The organism is Pseudomonas sp. LAMO17WK12:I1, assembly GCF_900177315.1.
Lineage (GTDB): Bacteria > Pseudomonadota > Gammaproteobacteria > Pseudomonadales > Pseudomonadaceae > Aquipseudomonas > Aquipseudomonas marginalis.
This window is the reverse complement of record NZ_FWZV01000007.1, coordinates 323,475-338,521: the sequence shown is the minus strand read 5'-3', so window position 1 is coordinate 338,521 and position 15,047 is coordinate 323,475. Positions and strand designations below refer to the sequence as shown.

Here is a 15,047-nt window from a genome sequence, read left to right as displayed (position 1 = left end):
GGAACACAAGCAAGAATGGCTAAGGTATTCGCGATAGCGAACCAGAAAGGTGGCGTGGGCAAAACCACCACCTGCATCAACCTCGCAGCATCCCTGGTCGCCACCAAGCGCCGGGTGCTGTTGATCGATCTCGATCCACAGGGCAACGCCACCATGGGTAGCGGTGTGGATAAACACGGCCTGGAAAACTCGGTCTACGACTTGCTGATTGGCGAGTGCGACCTGGCCCAGGCCATGCACTACTCCGAGCATGGCGGTTATCAACTGCTGCCGGCCAACCGCGATTTGACTGCGGCGGAAGTGGTGCTGCTGGAAATGCAGATGAAGGAAAGCCGTCTGCGCAGCGCGTTGGCACCGATCCGCGAGAACTACGACTACATTTTGATCGACTGCCCACCGTCGCTGTCGATGCTCACGCTTAACGCATTGGTGGCTGCCGATGGGGTGATTATCCCCATGCAGTGCGAGTACTACGCGCTGGAAGGGTTGAGCGACCTTGTGGATAACATCAAGCGTATCGCCGAGCTGCTCAACCCGAACCTGCAGATCGAAGGCCTGCTGCGAACCATGTTCGATCCGCGCCTGAGCCTGATGAACGATGTGTCGGCGCAGCTCAAGGAACACTTTGGCGACCAGCTGTACGACACCGTGATTCCACGCAACATCCGCCTGGCCGAAGCGCCAAGCTATGGCATGCCCGCGCTGGCGTACGACAAATCATCCCGTGGTGCCATTGCCTACCTGGCATTGGCCGGCGAGATGGTTCGTCGTCAACGCCGCAACTCACGCACCGCTGCAGCCCAGCCAACTTAAGGAATCCCCATGGCCGTCAAGAAACGAGGTCTCGGACGTGGACTGGATGCACTGCTGAGTGGTCCGACCGTCACATCGCTTGAAGAACAAGCGGTGCAGGCTGACGAACGCGAGCTGCAGCACCTGCCCCTGGACCTGATCCAGCGCGGCAAATACCAGCCACGCCGGGACATGGACCCCCAGGCGCTGGAGGAACTGGCCAATTCGATCAAGGCCCAGGGCGTGATGCAGCCGATTGTGGTGCGCCCGATCGGCGGCGGCCGCTTTGAAATCATTGCCGGTGAACGCCGCTGGCGCGCCAGCCAGCAGGCGGGCAAGGACACCATCCCGGCGATGGTGCGCGATGTAACGGATGAAACCGCCATCGCCATGGCGTTGATCGAGAATATCCAGCGTGAAGACCTCAATCCCATCGAGGAAGCGATCGCCTTGCAGCGTTTGCAGCAGGAATTCCAGCTGACCCAGCAACAGGTCGCCGAGGCCGTGGGTAAATCCCGTGTCACCGTGTCCAACTTGCTGCGCCTGATCGCGCTGCCGGAAGTCATCAAGACCATGTTGTCCCATGGCGACCTCGAGATGGGCCACGCCCGTGCTTTGCTCGGTCTGCCGGAAAATCAACAGGTTGAAGGGGCGCGACACGTTGTCGCACGAGGGCTCACCGTTCGTCAGACCGAGGCCCTGGTTCGCCAGTGGCTCAGCGGCAAACCTGCACCGGTCGAAACAGCCAAACCTGATCCGGATATTGCGCGTCTCGAGCAGCGCCTGGCCGAGCGCCTGGGCTCTGCGGTACAAATTCGCCACGGTAAGAAAGGCAAAGGGCAATTGGTCATCGGATATAACTCCCTTGATGAGCTTCAGGGCGTCCTTGCCCACATCCGCTGAAACATTTGCTTATGTAGCGCGTGATCGGAAATCACTACCCGGCAGTTGAATAGGGGCAGAACCGCCCCTATACTCTGCGCGCATTTTGTCGGCACAAATTATGCCAAGTTATTGATTTCCGGCAGCCGACTATTGAGGAGCAAGAGTGATGGAAACCCGCACGCCAAACACGTTGCCCTTCCATCGCTTGGCTGTTTTTCCGGTTTTATTGGCTCAATTTGTCATCTTGCTGATCGCCGCATTGGCGCTTTGGTACTGGCATGGAGTCGTAGCCGGATATTCAGGACTCTGCGGAGGCCTGATAGCCTTGCTGCCCAATATGTATTTTGCTCACAGGGCCTTTCGGTTTTCCGGCGCCCGAGCAGCCCAGGCTATCGTCCGGTCTTTTTATGCCGGCGAGGCGGGGAAACTGATTTTGACGGCAGTGCTGTTTGCACTGACCTTTGCAGGTGTGAAGCCATTGGCGCCGCTGGCTGTATTCGGCGTCTTCGTGTTGACCCAACTGGTCAGCTGGTTCGCTCCCCTGCTGATGAAAACAAGACTTTCGAAACCTTAGGGCGTTTGAGGCAACCATGGCAGAAACAACCGCTTCGGGCTATATCCAGCACCACTTGCAGAACCTGACCTTCGGTCAGCTTCCCAACGGCGGCTGGGGCTTTGCCCACTCCGCAGCAGAAGCCAAAGAAATGGGCTTCTGGGCTTTCCACCTGGATACTCTGGGCTGGTCGGTCGCTTTGGGTCTGATCTTCGTCCTGATTTTCCGCATGGCGGCAAAGAAGGCGACTTCCGGTCAGCCAGGTGCTTTGCAGAACTTCGTTGAAGTACTGGTCGAATTCGTCGATGGCAGCGTGAAAGACAGCTTCCATGGCCGTAGCCCGGTGATTGCACCGTTGGCACTGACCATCTTCGTCTGGGTGTTCCTGATGAACGCCGTCGACCTGATCCCGGTTGACTGGATCCCTCAGTTGGCCATGGCGATTTCCGGCGACCCGCACATTCCATTCCGTGCCGTATCGACCACTGACCCGAACGCTACCCTGGGCATGGCCCTGTCGGTATTTGCGTTGATCATTTTCTACAGCATCAAGATCAAGGGCATCGGCGGCTTCATCGGCGAACTGACCCTGCACCCGTTCGGCAGCAAGAACATCTTCGTTCAAGCCCTGCTGATCCCGGTGAACTTCCTGCTGGAATTCGTCACCCTGATCGCCAAGCCGATCTCCCTGGCCCTGCGACTGTTCGGCAACATGTATGCCGGCGAGCTGGTGTTCATTCTGATCGCTGTGATGTTCGGCAGCGGCCTGCTCTGGCTTAGCGGCCTGGGCATTGTTCTGCAGTGGGCGTGGGCTGTGTTCCACATCCTGATCATCACCCTGCAGGCCTTCATCTTCATGATGCTGACCATCGTCTACCTGTCGATGGCGCACGAAGAGAACCATTAAGGCCAGTCTCGACTAGCCTGATGTCCTTCCCGGTGAAACGGGAAGGTGGCCCACCAGGGCTATGAAACGATTTGTTTTACCGCTTTAAAATCTAAAAAACCTAAACCATACGACGTAAAAGTCGGGAGGAAAGATGGAAACTGTAGTTGGTCTAACCGCTATCGCTGTTGCACTGTTGATCGGCCTGGGCGCCCTGGGTACTGCCATTGGTTTCGGCCTGCTGGGCGGCAAGTTCCTGGAAGGCGCAGCGCGTCAGCCAGAAATGGTTCCAATGCTGCAAGTTAAAATGTTCATCGTTGCCGGCCTGCTCGACGCCGTGACCATGATCGGCGTTGGTATCGCTCTGTTCTTCACCTTCGCGAACCCCTTCGTTGGTCAACTCGCCGGTTAATCACTCGTTTTTCGAGTGATTGGTGTGTTGTGCAACGAATGAGCGAGGTATTGGCGTGAACATTAATGCAACCATTATTGGTCAGTCCTTAGCGTTCTTGATTTTTGTCGTTTTCTGCATGAAGTTCGTATGGCCTCCGGTCATCGCGGCTTTGCACGAACGTCAAAAGAAGATCGCGGATGGACTGGACGCTGCCGCACGAGCAGCTCGCGACCTGGAGTTGGCCCAAGATAAAGCGGGTCAGCAACTGCGCGAAGCGAAAGCTCAAGCAGCCGAAATCATTGAGCAAGCCAAGAAACGCGGTAACCAGATTGTTGAAGAGGCTGTTGAAAAAGCCCGTATCGACGCTGACCGTGTGAAGGTTCAGGCTCAAGCCGAGATCGAGCAGGAACTGAACGGTGTCAAAGATGCGCTGCGTGCCCAACTGGGTGCTCTGGCCGTCGGCGGTGCTGAGAAGATCCTGGGTGCCACAATTGATCAAAACGCGCACGCGGAGCTGGTTAACAAACTGGCTGCTGAAATTTAAGCGAGGGCGATCATGGCAGAATTGACCACGTTGGCCCGACCTTACGCTAAGGCAGCCTTCGAGCACGCCCAGGCCCACCAGCAGCTGGCCTCTTGGTCAGCCATGCTCGGCCTGGCTGCAGCAGTGTCGCAAGACGGCACCATGCAGCGCGTGCTCAAGGCCCCGCGACTGACGAGCGCAGACAAGGCCGCCACTTTTATTGAAGTGTGCGGCGACAAGTTTGATGTGAAAGTGCAGAACTTCATCAATGTCATCGCCGAAAACGACCGTCTCCTGCTTTTGCCGGAGATTGCCGCTCTGTTCGACCTGTACAAGGCCGAGCAAGAGAAATCGGTAGACGTTGAAGTGACCAGTGCTTTTGCATTGAACCAAGAACAGCAAGACAAACTCGCCAAGGTTCTCAGTGCACGACTCGACCGGGAAGTGCGCCTGCAAGTTGCGGAAGACCCATCCCTTATTGGGGGTGTTGTCATTCGCGCCGGCGACCTGGTTATCGATGGCTCGATTCGCGGCAAACTCGCGAATCTTGCCGAAGCATTGAAATCTTGAGTTTGAAGGGGCAGCAGAGCAATGCAGCAACTCAATCCTTCCGAAATAAGTGAAATTATCAAGGGCCGCATCGACAAGCTCGATGTGACCTCCCAAGCCCGTAACGAAGGCACTGTCGTCAGCGTATCTGACGGCATCGTGCGGATTCACGGTCTGGCCGACGTTATGTACGGCGAGATGATCGAGTTTCCGGGCGGCGTCTACGGTATGGCCCTCAACCTGGAGCAAGACTCCGTAGGTGCCGTGGTATTGGGCGCGTACACCAGTCTGGCTGAAGGCATGAGCGCCAAGTGCACTGGCCGCATCCTGGAGGTTCCGGTTGGTAAGGAATTGCTGGGTCGCGTAGTCGACGCACTGGGTAACCCTGTTGACGGTAAAGGTCCACTGGGCAACACCGAGACCGACGCGGTCGAGAAAGTTGCTCCAGGCGTGATCTGGCGTAAGTCGGTAGACCAGCCTGTACAGACTGGCTACAAGGCTGTCGACGCCATGATCCCAGTCGGCCGTGGCCAGCGTGAGCTGATCATCGGTGACCGTCAGATCGGTAAAACCGCTCTGGCGATCGACGCGATCATCAACCAGAAGAACAGCGGCATTTTCTGCGTCTACGTAGCGATCGGTCAGAAGCAATCGACCATCGCCAACGTGGTTCGCAAGCTGGAAGAAAACGGCGCCCTGGCCAACACGATCATCGTGGCTGCCAGTGCTTCGGAATCTCCTGCGCTGCAATTCCTGGCACCGTACTCCGGTTGCACCATGGGTGAATTCTTCCGCGACCGCGGTGAAGACGCGCTGATCGTTTATGACGATCTGTCCAAGCAAGCAGTGGCTTACCGCCAGATTTCCCTGCTGCTGCGCCGTCCACCAGGCCGTGAAGCCTACCCAGGCGACGTGTTCTATCTCCACTCCCGTCTGCTGGAGCGCGCATCCCGCGTTTCGGAAGAGTACGTAGAGAAGTTCACCAACGGCGCAGTGACCGGCAAAACCGGTTCCCTGACCGCACTGCCGATCATCGAAACCCAGGCTGGCGACGTTTCCGCGTTCGTTCCGACCAACGTGATTTCCATCACCGACGGTCAGATCTTCCTGGAATCGGCCATGTTCAACTCGGGCATCCGCCCTGCAGTGAACGCCGGTGTTTCGGTATCCCGTGTGGGTGGTGCCGCTCAGACCAAGATCATCAAGAAGCTCTCCGGTGGTATCCGTACCGCTCTGGCTCAGTACCGTGAACTGGCCGCATTCGCCCAGTTCGCTTCTGACCTGGACGAAGCGACCCGTAAGCAACTTGAGCATGGTCAGCGCGTTACCGAGCTGATGAAGCAGAAGCAATACGCCCCAATGTCGATCGCTGACATGGCGTTGTCGCTGTATGCCGCTGAGCGTGGGTTCCTGACCGACGTTGAAATCGCCAAGGTCGGCAGCTTTGAACAAGCGCTGATTGCTTACTTCAACCGCGATCACGCCGAATTGATGGCGAAGATCAACGTGAAGGGTGACTTCAATGACGATATCGACGCTGGCATGAAAGCCGGTATCGAGAAGTTCAAGGCCACCCAAACCTGGTAAGCCGCAGCGGGAGCCGCAAGGCTCCCGCTTGCTAACCTGATAGGTGTTACATGGCAGGCGCAAAAGAGATTCGCAGTAAGATTGCGAGCATCAAAAGCACGCAAAAAATTACCAGCGCCATGGAAAAAGTGGCGGTCAGCAAAATGCGCAAGGCACAAATGCGCATGGCTGCTAGCCGTCCTTATGCGGAGCGTATCCGCCAGGTAATTGGGCATCTGGCCAACGCCAACCCGGAATACCGCCACCCCTTCATGATCGAGCGCGCCGTCAAGCGTGTGGGTTATGTGGTAGTGAGCAGTGACCGTGGTTTGTGCGGTGGTTTGAATACCAACCTGTTCAAGGCCCTGGTCAAGGACATGGCGGTAAACCGCGAAAACGGCGTCGAGATCGATCTGTGTGTTGTTGGTAGCAAGGGTGCGGCCTTTTTCCGCAACTTCGGCGGTAACGTCGTTGCAGCTATCAGCCACCTGGGTGAAGAGCCGTCGATCAATGATTTGATCGGCAGTGTGAAGGTGATGCTGGATGCGTACCTGGAAGGCCGGATCGACCGCCTCTCCGTGGTATCCAACAAGTTCATCAACACCATGACCCAGCAGCCAACCGTGGAGCAATTGATTCCACTGGTGGCGACTCCGGATCAGGAACTCAAGCACCACTGGGACTACCTCTACGAACCAGACGCCAAAGAGCTGCTTGACGGCTTGATGGTGCGCTACGTGGAGTCGCAGGTGTACCAGGCGGTGGTCGAGAACAACGCAGCTGAACAAGCGGCGCGGATGATCGCGATGAAAAACGCTACCGATAACGCCGGTGATCTGATCAGCGATTTGCAGCTGATCTACAACAAGGCGCGTCAGGCTGCGATCACCCAAGAGATCTCGGAAATCGTCGGCGGCGCTGCCGCGGTTTAACGGTTCAAATATTCAGAGGATCCAGCTATGAGTAGCGGACGTATCGTTCAAATCATCGGCGCCGTTATCGACGTGGAATTTCCACGCGACAGCGTACCGAGCATCTACAACGCGCTGAAAGTACAAGGCGCGGAAACTACTCTGGAAGTTCAGCAGCAGCTGGGCGACGGCGTAGTTCGTACCATTGCGATGGGTTCCACCGAAGGCTTGAAGCGCGGTCTGGACGTTATCGACTCTGGCGCTGCCATCTCCGTACCGGTCGGTAAAGCGACCCTGGGCCGGATCATGGACGTACTGGGCAACCCGATTGACGAAGCTGGCCCGATCGACACCGAAGAGCGCTGGGGCATTCACCGTCCAGCACCTTCGTTCGCGGAACAGGCTGGCGGCAACGACCTGCTGGAAACCGGCATCAAGGTTATCGACCTGGTTTGCCCGTTCGCCAAGGGCGGTAAAGTCGGTCTGTTCGGTGGTGCCGGTGTAGGCAAGACCGTAAACATGATGGAACTGATCCGTAACATCGCCATCGAGCACAGCGGTTATTCCGTGTTCGCCGGTGTGGGTGAGCGTACTCGTGAGGGTAACGACTTCTACCACGAGATGAAGGACTCCAACGTTCTGGACAAAGTGGCACTGGTCTACGGTCAGATGAACGAGCCGCCGGGAAACCGTCTGCGCGTAGCACTGACTGGCCTGACCATGGCCGAGAAGTTCCGTGACGAAGGTAACGACGTTCTGCTGTTCGTCGACAACATCTACCGTTACACCCTGGCCGGTACTGAAGTATCCGCACTGCTGGGCCGTATGCCTTCCGCAGTAGGTTACCAGCCGACCCTGGCTGAAGAGATGGGCGTTCTGCAGGAACGTATCACTTCGACCAAGGAAGGTTCGATCACTTCGATCCAAGCGGTATACGTACCTGCGGATGACTTGACCGACCCATCGCCTGCGACCACCTTCGCCCACTTGGACGCCACCGTCGTTCTGTCCCGTGACATCGCTTCCCTGGGTATCTACCCAGCGGTCGATCCACTCGACTCGACTTCGCGCCAGCTGGACCCGAACGTGATCGGCCAGGAGCACTACGACACCGCTCGCGGCGTTCAGTACGTGCTGCAGCGTTACAAAGAACTGAAGGACATCATTGCGATCCTGGGTATGGACGAGCTGTCGGAAGCCGACAAGCAGTTGGTAAACCGTGCTCGTAAGATCCAGCGCTTCTTGTCGCAGCCGTTCTTCGTGGCTGAAGTCTTCACCGGTGCTTCGGGTAAATACGTTTCCCTGAAAGACACCATTGCTGGCTTCAAAGGCATCCTCAACGGTGACTACGACCACCTGCCAGAACAAGCGTTCTACATGGTCGGCGGCATCGAAGAAGCGATCGAGAAAGCCAAGAAACTGTAATCCAGGCGCCCGGAAACGGGCGCTCATCAGGTTGAGGCAATCAGATGGCTATGACAGTCCATTGCGATATCGTCAGCGCGGAAGGGGAAATCTTCTCCGGTCTGGTAGAAATGGTGATTGCACACGGCGAACTCGGTGACCTGGGTATTGCCATGGGCCACGCGCCATTGATCACCAGCTTGAAGCCAGGTCCGATCACTCTGACCAAGCAAGGCGGGGAAAAGGAGGTGTTTTACATCTCCGGTGGTTTCCTTGAGGTTCAGCCGAACATGGTCAAGGTACTTGCCGACACCGTGCAACGTGCTGGCGACCTGGATGAAGCCTCCGCTCAGGAAGCCGTCAAGGCTGCCGAGAAGGCCCTGAACGAAAAGGGTGCGGACTTCGACTACAGCGCTGCTGCTGTACGTCTGGCCGAGGCTGCAGCTCAGCTGCGCACGCTCCAGCAGATCCGCAAGAAGTAAGCGGCGACGCCGTGATGCTTATGCGCGATTGATTAAAAAGGGTAGCCTCGGCTACCCTTTTTCTTTTTTAGCACAACACATCTTTGGTCTGAAGCCGGACCGCCCAGGATTGGTAGCCATTCATGTCTCTTGAAATCGTCATTCTCGCCGCAGGCCAGGGCACCCGCATGCGTTCGGCCCTGCCCAAGGTGCTGCACCCGGTCGCGGGCAATTCCATGCTTGGGCATGTTATCCACAGCGCTCGTCAACTGGACCCGCAACGTATCCACGTGGTGATCGGCCACGGTGCTGATGTGGTGCGCGAGCGCCTGGCGGCGGATGACCTGAATTTCGTATTACAGGACAAACAACTGGGCACCGGCCACGCCACCGCGCAAGCTGTGCCGTTCATTACCGCCGACACCGTGCTGATCCTCTACGGTGACGTGCCGCTGATCGAAGTGGAAACCCTGCAACGCCTGCTCAAGCATGTGGTGCCCGGCCAGATGGGCCTGCTCACCGTTGAGCTGGATGACCCCACCGGTTACGGGCGCATCGTGCGCGGTGCCGACGGCAAGGTCGCGGCGATCGTCGAGCACAAGGACGCCAGTGAAGCCCAGCGGGCTATCACCGAAGGCAACACCGGCATCCTTGCGGTGCCTGCCAATAAGCTCGCCGACTGGATGAGCCGCCTGTCTAACAACAACGCCCAGGGCGAGTACTACCTCACCGACGTGATCGAGATGGCCGTGAGTGATGGCCTGCTGGTCGCCACCGAGCAGCCCCACGACCCGATGGAAGTACAGGGCGCCAATGATCGCAAGCAGCTTGCAGAGCTCGAGCGTCACTACCAACTGCGTGAAGGCCGCCGCCTGATGGCCCAGGGCGTGACCCTGCGCGACCCTGCGCGTTTTGACGTACGCGGTGAGGTCACCGTCGGCCGCGATGTGCTGATCGACATCAACGTGATCCTCGAAGGCCGCGTGATCATCGAAGACAACGTGGTCATCGGCCCGAACTGCGTGATCAAGGACAGCACCCTGCGCAAGGGCGTGGTGGTCAAGGCCAACAGCCATATCGACGGCGCCGTAATGGGCGAGGGCAGCGATGCCGGGCCTTTTGCGCGGTTGCGTCCGGGCACTGTGATGGGCGCCAGGGCGCACGTCGGCAATTTCGTCGAACTGAAAAACGCACGCATGGGCGATGATGCAAAGGCCGGCCACCTGGCTTACCTGGGGGATGCGGTGATCGGTGCGCGCAGCAACATCGGCGCAGGCGCGATCACCTGCAACTACGACGGTGCCAATAAGTACCAGACCACTATTGGTGAGGACGTCTTCATCGGCTCGAATAACTCGCTGATTGCACCTGTGACGATAGGTGATGGTTCGAACACTGCTGCGGGCTCAACCATCAACCAGGATGTGGATAAGTCCCAACTGGCCGTGGCCCGTGCACGCCAACGTAACATCGACGGCTGGAAACGCCCGGTCAAAATCAAGAAGACCTGAGTTATCCACAGCCTTATCAGCAGCGTTATCCAGATGTGGGAGGGGGCTTGCCCCCGATGGCGGATTTTCAGTCAATGTTTCAGTCGACTGATCTACTGCAATCGGGGGCAAGCCTCCTCCCACATTTGTGTGTGTTGCTTGAAAAATCTGTTTCCGACGCTTGACGATATCTTCTCAATAGGTTTTGATTGCCTTCGTTATCTTTCGAAACGAAACTTATAATTACCATGTCGAAACGAAATACACCCCAACGACGCCACAACATCCTGACCTTGCTCAACGAACAGGGCGAAGTCAGCGTGGACGAACTGGCCAAGCGTTTCGAAACCTCGGAAGTCACTATCCGCAAGGACTTGGCCGCGCTCGAAAGTAACGGCCTGTTGCTGCGTCGCTACGGTGGCGCGATCACCATGCCTCAGGAACTGGTGGGCGACCCCGCCCAACCGGTCTCGGCCTACAAACGTGCGATCGCCCGTGCTGCGGTGATGCGTTTGCGTGAACACGCCCGCATCATCATCGACAGCGGCAGCACTACCGCCGCCATGATCCCGGAACTGGGCCACCAGCCCGGCCTGGTGGTCATGACCAACTCCCTGCACGTGGCCAGCGCCTTGAGCGAACTGGAGCACGAACCGGTGCTGTTGATGACCGGCGGCACCTGGGACCCGCATTCGGACTCGTTCCAGGGCCAGGTCGCCGAGCAGGTGTTGCGTTCCTACGACTTTGATCAACTGTTCATCGGCGCCGACGGCATCGATCTGCAACGTGGCACCACCACCTTCAACGAATTACTGGGCTTGAGCCGTGTGATGGCCGAGGTCGCCCGTGAAGTGGTGGTGATGGTCGAATCCGACAAGATCGGCCGCAAGATTCCCAACCTGGAACTGCCCTGGAGCAGCGTCCATACCCTTATTACCGATGATCGCCTGCCGCTTGAGGCCCGCGACCAGATCCAAGCCCGCGGCATTACGCTGATATGCGCGGCAATCATCTAGGAGAAGCACCATGTGTGGAATTGTTGGCGCAGTCGCCGAACGTAACGTTACTGCCATCCTGCTCGAAGGTCTCAAGCGCCTGGAATACCGGGGCTACGACAGCGCGGGTGTGGCCGTCTTCACCAACGCCGGCAAGCTTGAGCGCATGCGCCGCCCAGGCAAGGTCAGCGAGTTGGAGCAGGCGTTGGCCGGCGAGCCGCTGGTGGGTCGCCTGGGGATTGCCCACACCCGCTGGGCCACCCACGGCGCACCGTGCGAGCGCAACGCCCACCCGCACTTCTCCGGTGACTTGGCCGTGGTGCACAACGGCATCATCGAAAACCACGAAGTGCTGCGCGAACAGCTCAAGAGCATGGGCTACGTGTTCACCTCGGATACCGACACCGAAGTCATCGCCCACCTGCTCAACCACAAGCTCAAGGACCACAGTGACCTGACCGCCGCCCTCAAGGCCACGGTCAAGGAGCTGCACGGCGCCTATGGTCTGGCCGTGGTCAGCGCCAGCCAACCTGACCGCGTGGTCGCCGCCCGCAGTGGCAGCCCGCTGGTGATCGGCCTGGGCCTGGGCGAGAACTTCCTCGCCTCCGACCAACTGGCCCTGCGCCAGGTGACCGACCGCTTCATGTACCTGGAGGAGGGCGATATTGCTGACATTCGCCGTGAAAGCGTGGCGATCTGGGACGTGAACGGTAATTCCGTCGAACGCGAAGCCGTGCAATACCGCGACGGTGCCGAGGCTGCCGACAAAGGCGAGTTCCGCCACTTCATGCTCAAGGAAATCCACGAACAACCGGCCGTGGTGCAGCGCACCCTGGAAGGCCGCCTTGGTGACAAGCAAGTGCTGGTCAACGCCTTCGGCCCGCAAGCCGCCGAGCTGTTCGCCAAAGTGCGCAATGTGCAGATCGTGGCCTGTGGCACCAGCTACCACGCCGGTATGGTTGCTCGTTACTGGCTGGAAGAACTGGCCGGCATCCCGTGCCAGGTCGAAGTCGCCAGTGAGTTCCGCTACCGCAAGGTGGTGGTGCAGCCCGACACGCTGTTCGTGACCATTTCCCAGTCCGGCGAAACCGCCGACACCCTGGCCGCGCTGCGCAATGCCAAAGAGCTGGGCTTCCTCGCCAGCCTGGCGATCTGCAACGTCAGCATCAGCTCCCTGGTGCGTGAGTCCGACCTGACCCTGCTGACCCAGGCCGGTCGCGAAATCGGCGTGGCCTCCACCAAAGCCTTCACCACCCAGTTGGTCGGCCTGTTGCTGCTGACCCTGTCCCTGGGCCAGGTTCGCGGCACCTTGGCTGCCGGCGTCGAAGCCACTCTGGTGGAAGAACTGCGCCGCCTGCCGACCCGCCTGGGCGAAGCCTTGGCCATGGACAGCACCGTGGAAAAAGTCGCAGAGCTGTTCGCCGACAAGAACCACACCCTGTTCCTCGGCCGTGGCGCGCAGTACCCGGTGGCGATGGAAGGCTCCCTGAAGCTCAAGGAAATTTCGTACATCCACGCCGAAGCCTACCCGGCCGGTGAGCTCAAGCACGGCCCGTTGGCCCTGGTGGACGACGACATGCCGGTGGTCACCGTCGCGCCGAACAACGAACTGCTGGAGAAGCTCAAGTCCAACCTGCAGGAAGTCCGCGCCCGTGGCGGCCAACTGATCGTGTTCGCCGACGAAAAAGCCGGCATGACCAACGGCGAAGGCACCCACGTCATCAACATGCCGCACATCCACGACACCCTGTCGCCGATCCTCTACACCATCCCGCTGCAACTGCTGTCGTACTACGTCGCCGTGCTCAAAGGCACCGACGTCGACCAGCCGCGCAACCTGGCGAAGTCGGTGACGGTGGAGTAACCCGCTCCACCCTGGAGGCCCGCCCGGGTCTCCAGGTCCCCGCGAAAGGACGCGCCTTCGATGAACACCCCCTCGCAAATCCACGAGCGTTTGCACAACCGCCGATTCACCGTCGCCAATAACACCCACGGGCTATCCGGCGCGGGAACGGTGTTTCATTACCTTGTTGAGGGAGATGCCATTTCCAGTACCTACCAAGGCGGTCGCATCCGCCTGGGTACGCAGGTCGGCCGCGTCACAGGCCCAGACGCTATCGAGCTGCTGTATCAGTGCCTGACACTGGAAGGTGAGCTGCTGGCCGGCTGGTCGCGGGGCATCATCGGTGTCGATGCTGCCGGGCGTACCACGCTGAGTTTCGTGTGGGGTTGGTTGTCGGGGGCGACGGGAGGCGGGGAGTCGAACTACGTGGAGCTGGTTGTATAGGCCAAAAAGAATCAGAAAAAAAATCAGAAAAATGTTTAGCAGATAGTTGTATAAAATCTTGGATTTATCCCGTTATTATTGGACCTTAAAGGAAAACAGATTCGAAAAAAAATCGGAAAATGGTGAGAAAAATGACGCAGAAGTTCATGTCCGGTAATCACTGGTTGGAACCTGTCTGGCCATCGCCAGGTTTTCCTGCGTCGATTTTACGTACGGCAGAGACGCTATCGTTTCGTGCCGGAAAACTCACGGGTTTGCTCCCCGAAAACACCGCTATTCGCATCGGCGGCCTGATGCGGATCACCAATAGTTACTACAGCAACCTGATTGAAGGCCAATTCACCGAGCCTGCTACGTTATCTACACGAGTACCCAGGCGCGACTCCAAAGAACTGCGTGAGCTGGCCGAAAGTCACATCGGCGTTCAGGCGTTACTGGAGCGAACAGTACGTCGGCCGAAATCAATTGACGCGCCTTGGAGCGTGTTCTTTGCCCCTGAATTCATTTCTGTCATTCATCGCCGCCTTTTTACAGGTGCCAGCGACGACGACTTGCGGCTGAGTGATGGGCGCTTAATGGTGCCGGGTCAATTGCGTGATAGTGCACAACGCAATGTCTTGGTGGGTGATCATGCAGCGCCTGCCTGGGAATCCGTCGCCCCCATGCTCACCCGCCTTCAACAGGTATATGGGGGGCAACCTGATCTGACGTCGCGAATTCTCAGCGCTCTTGCTTATCACCATCGTCTTGCGTTTATTCACCCATTTGAAGATGGCAATGGCCGAGTCGTGCGCATGATTACGCACTTGCAGTTGATGCGCCTTGGGCTAGCGTCCCCACTTTGGTCACTTTCTCGGGGGCTGGCACGAAAACAGGATGAGTACTATGGACGCTTGCGTGCAGCGGACCAGCCGCGTCGCGGTGATCTCGACGGTCGTGGTCAGCTGACTCAAAGTGGGTTGTTCGAATTTGTAGAGTTCATGCTGCAAGTCTGCATTGATCAGATGGAGTATGTAGAACAAGCGATGGGCCTGGTAAGTCTGCGTCAGCGGCTTGAGAGAGTGATTGGGCTTGAGGAGCGATTCATTGGGGCTGGAGTGAAGCCGGAAATGGCCAAGGCCATCCATATCCTGCTAACTCAAGGTGAGATTGCCCGAGCGGACTTCAAAATCTTTTCTGGGCTGCATGATCGCGTAGCAAGTGATCAGCTTAAAAAGTTAATTGATTTGGGCGTAGTTGAAGCGCCGTCTGCCAAGTCACGCTCGATTTTTCCCGGCCTACCCGTATGGTTCGCGCAGATGATATTCCCTGATCTTCATCGGCGCTTTTACTGAGCCAGGGGTCAGAGGCG

Annotated in this window: 16 protein-coding genes; all 16 read left to right on the top strand. The window is 58.1% G+C overall.

Annotated features, from left to right (window positions below; translation table 11 throughout):
• The first annotated feature begins 15 nt into the window (after positions 1-15).
• The 16 genes from B9N88_RS15960 to B9N88_RS15885 all read left to right on the top strand — a co-directional run bounded on the left by B9N88_RS15960 (position 16) and on the right by B9N88_RS15885 (position 15,030).
• The gene (locus tag B9N88_RS15960; protein WP_016978715.1) at positions 16-813 is read left to right on the top strand and encodes a ParA family protein; all 798 of its coding nucleotides are present in this window, start codon (positions 16-18) and stop codon (positions 811-813) included.
• 9 nt (positions 814-822) lie between these two features.
• A complete protein-coding gene (locus B9N88_RS15955; protein WP_027608174.1) occupies positions 823-1,695 on the top strand; it encodes a ParB/RepB/Spo0J family partition protein in 873 nt (290 codons plus the stop codon).
• Positions 1,696-1,843: 148 nt separating this feature from the next.
• On the top strand, positions 1,844-2,251 hold the full coding sequence (locus B9N88_RS15950) for a F0F1 ATP synthase subunit I (protein ID WP_010565865.1): 408 nt from the start codon (positions 1,844-1,846) through the stop codon (positions 2,249-2,251).
• Positions 2,252-2,267: 16 nt separating this feature from the next.
• A complete protein-coding gene (gene atpB, locus B9N88_RS15945; protein ID WP_017736231.1) occupies positions 2,268-3,137 on the top strand; it encodes a F0F1 ATP synthase subunit A in 870 nt (289 codons plus the stop codon).
• A gap of 133 nt (positions 3,138-3,270) precedes the next feature.
• Positions 3,271-3,528, top strand: a complete 258-nt coding sequence (gene atpE / locus B9N88_RS15940; protein ID WP_002555987.1) for a F0F1 ATP synthase subunit C — start codon at positions 3,271-3,273, stop codon at positions 3,526-3,528.
• Positions 3,529-3,583: 55 nt separating this feature from the next.
• Entirely contained in the window at positions 3,584-4,054 is a 471-nt protein-coding gene (locus B9N88_RS15935; RefSeq protein WP_008439543.1) for a F0F1 ATP synthase subunit B, read from the top strand.
• Positions 4,055-4,066: 12 nt separating this feature from the next.
• Entirely contained in the window at positions 4,067-4,603 is a 537-nt protein-coding gene (locus tag B9N88_RS15930) for a F0F1 ATP synthase subunit delta (RefSeq protein ID WP_027608176.1), read from the top strand.
• Between the two features lie 21 nt (positions 4,604-4,624).
• Positions 4,625-6,169, top strand: a complete 1,545-nt coding sequence (atpA, locus tag B9N88_RS15925) for a F0F1 ATP synthase subunit alpha (RefSeq protein WP_003177064.1) — start codon at positions 4,625-4,627, stop codon at positions 6,167-6,169.
• 50 nt (positions 6,170-6,219) lie between these two features.
• Entirely contained in the window at positions 6,220-7,080 is an 861-nt protein-coding gene (gene atpG / locus B9N88_RS15920; RefSeq protein WP_003195829.1) for a F0F1 ATP synthase subunit gamma, read from the top strand.
• 27 nt (positions 7,081-7,107) lie between these two features.
• On the top strand, positions 7,108-8,484 hold the full coding sequence (gene atpD, locus B9N88_RS15915; protein WP_003177062.1) for a F0F1 ATP synthase subunit beta: 1,377 nt from the start codon (positions 7,108-7,110) through the stop codon (positions 8,482-8,484).
• A gap of 44 nt (positions 8,485-8,528) precedes the next feature.
• Positions 8,529-8,945, top strand: coding sequence for a F0F1 ATP synthase subunit epsilon (locus B9N88_RS15910; protein ID WP_003177061.1), 417 nt, complete (start codon positions 8,529-8,531; stop codon positions 8,943-8,945).
• Positions 8,946-9,067: 122 nt separating this feature from the next.
• The gene (gene glmU, locus B9N88_RS15905; RefSeq protein ID WP_027608177.1) at positions 9,068-10,435 is read left to right on the top strand and encodes a bifunctional UDP-N-acetylglucosamine diphosphorylase/glucosamine-1-phosphate N-acetyltransferase GlmU; all 1,368 of its coding nucleotides are present in this window, start codon (positions 9,068-9,070) and stop codon (positions 10,433-10,435) included.
• 227 nt (positions 10,436-10,662) lie between these two features.
• Positions 10,663-11,430, top strand: coding sequence for a DeoR/GlpR family DNA-binding transcription regulator (locus B9N88_RS15900; protein WP_027608178.1), 768 nt, complete (start codon positions 10,663-10,665; stop codon positions 11,428-11,430).
• Positions 11,431-11,440: 10 nt separating this feature from the next.
• Positions 11,441-13,273, top strand: a complete 1,833-nt coding sequence (gene glmS, locus B9N88_RS15895; protein ID WP_027608179.1) for a glutamine--fructose-6-phosphate transaminase (isomerizing) — start codon at positions 11,441-11,443, stop codon at positions 13,271-13,273.
• A 60-nt stretch (positions 13,274-13,333) separates the two neighbouring features.
• A complete protein-coding gene (locus B9N88_RS15890) occupies positions 13,334-13,696 on the top strand; it encodes a hypothetical protein (protein WP_027608180.1) in 363 nt (120 codons plus the stop codon).
• A gap of 131 nt (positions 13,697-13,827) precedes the next feature.
• Positions 13,828-15,030, top strand: a complete 1,203-nt coding sequence (locus B9N88_RS15885; protein WP_256221397.1) for a Fic family protein — start codon at positions 13,828-13,830, stop codon at positions 15,028-15,030.
• The last annotated feature ends 17 nt before the right edge of the window (positions 15,031-15,047 follow it).

Bases quoted from the DNA above. Each gene is read 5' to 3' on its own strand.
- B9N88_RS15960 (WP_016978715.1), top strand. From the start codon at position 16: ATGGCTAAGGTATTCGCGATAGCGAACCAGAAAGGTGGCGTGGGCAAA.
- B9N88_RS15955 (WP_027608174.1), top strand. From the start codon at position 823: ATGGCCGTCAAGAAACGAGGTCTCGGACGTGGACTGGATGCACTGCTG.
- B9N88_RS15950 (WP_010565865.1), top strand. From the start codon at position 1,844: ATGGAAACCCGCACGCCAAACACGTTGCCCTTCCATCGCTTGGCTGTT.
- atpB (WP_017736231.1), top strand. From the start codon at position 2,268: ATGGCAGAAACAACCGCTTCGGGCTATATCCAGCACCACTTGCAGAAC.
- atpE (WP_002555987.1), top strand. From the start codon at position 3,271: ATGGAAACTGTAGTTGGTCTAACCGCTATCGCTGTTGCACTGTTGATC.
- B9N88_RS15930 (WP_027608176.1), top strand. From the start codon at position 4,067: ATGGCAGAATTGACCACGTTGGCCCGACCTTACGCTAAGGCAGCCTTC.
- atpA (WP_003177064.1), top strand. From the start codon at position 4,625: ATGCAGCAACTCAATCCTTCCGAAATAAGTGAAATTATCAAGGGCCGC.
- atpG (WP_003195829.1), top strand. From the start codon at position 6,220: ATGGCAGGCGCAAAAGAGATTCGCAGTAAGATTGCGAGCATCAAAAGC.
- atpD (WP_003177062.1), top strand. From the start codon at position 7,108: ATGAGTAGCGGACGTATCGTTCAAATCATCGGCGCCGTTATCGACGTG.
- B9N88_RS15910 (WP_003177061.1), top strand. From the start codon at position 8,529: ATGGCTATGACAGTCCATTGCGATATCGTCAGCGCGGAAGGGGAAATC.
- glmU (WP_027608177.1), top strand. From the start codon at position 9,068: ATGTCTCTTGAAATCGTCATTCTCGCCGCAGGCCAGGGCACCCGCATG.
- B9N88_RS15900 (WP_027608178.1), top strand. From the start codon at position 10,663: ATGTCGAAACGAAATACACCCCAACGACGCCACAACATCCTGACCTTG.
- glmS (WP_027608179.1), top strand. From the start codon at position 11,441: ATGTGTGGAATTGTTGGCGCAGTCGCCGAACGTAACGTTACTGCCATC.
- B9N88_RS15890 (WP_027608180.1), top strand. From the start codon at position 13,334: ATGAACACCCCCTCGCAAATCCACGAGCGTTTGCACAACCGCCGATTC.
- B9N88_RS15885 (WP_256221397.1), top strand. From the start codon at position 13,828: ATGACGCAGAAGTTCATGTCCGGTAATCACTGGTTGGAACCTGTCTGG.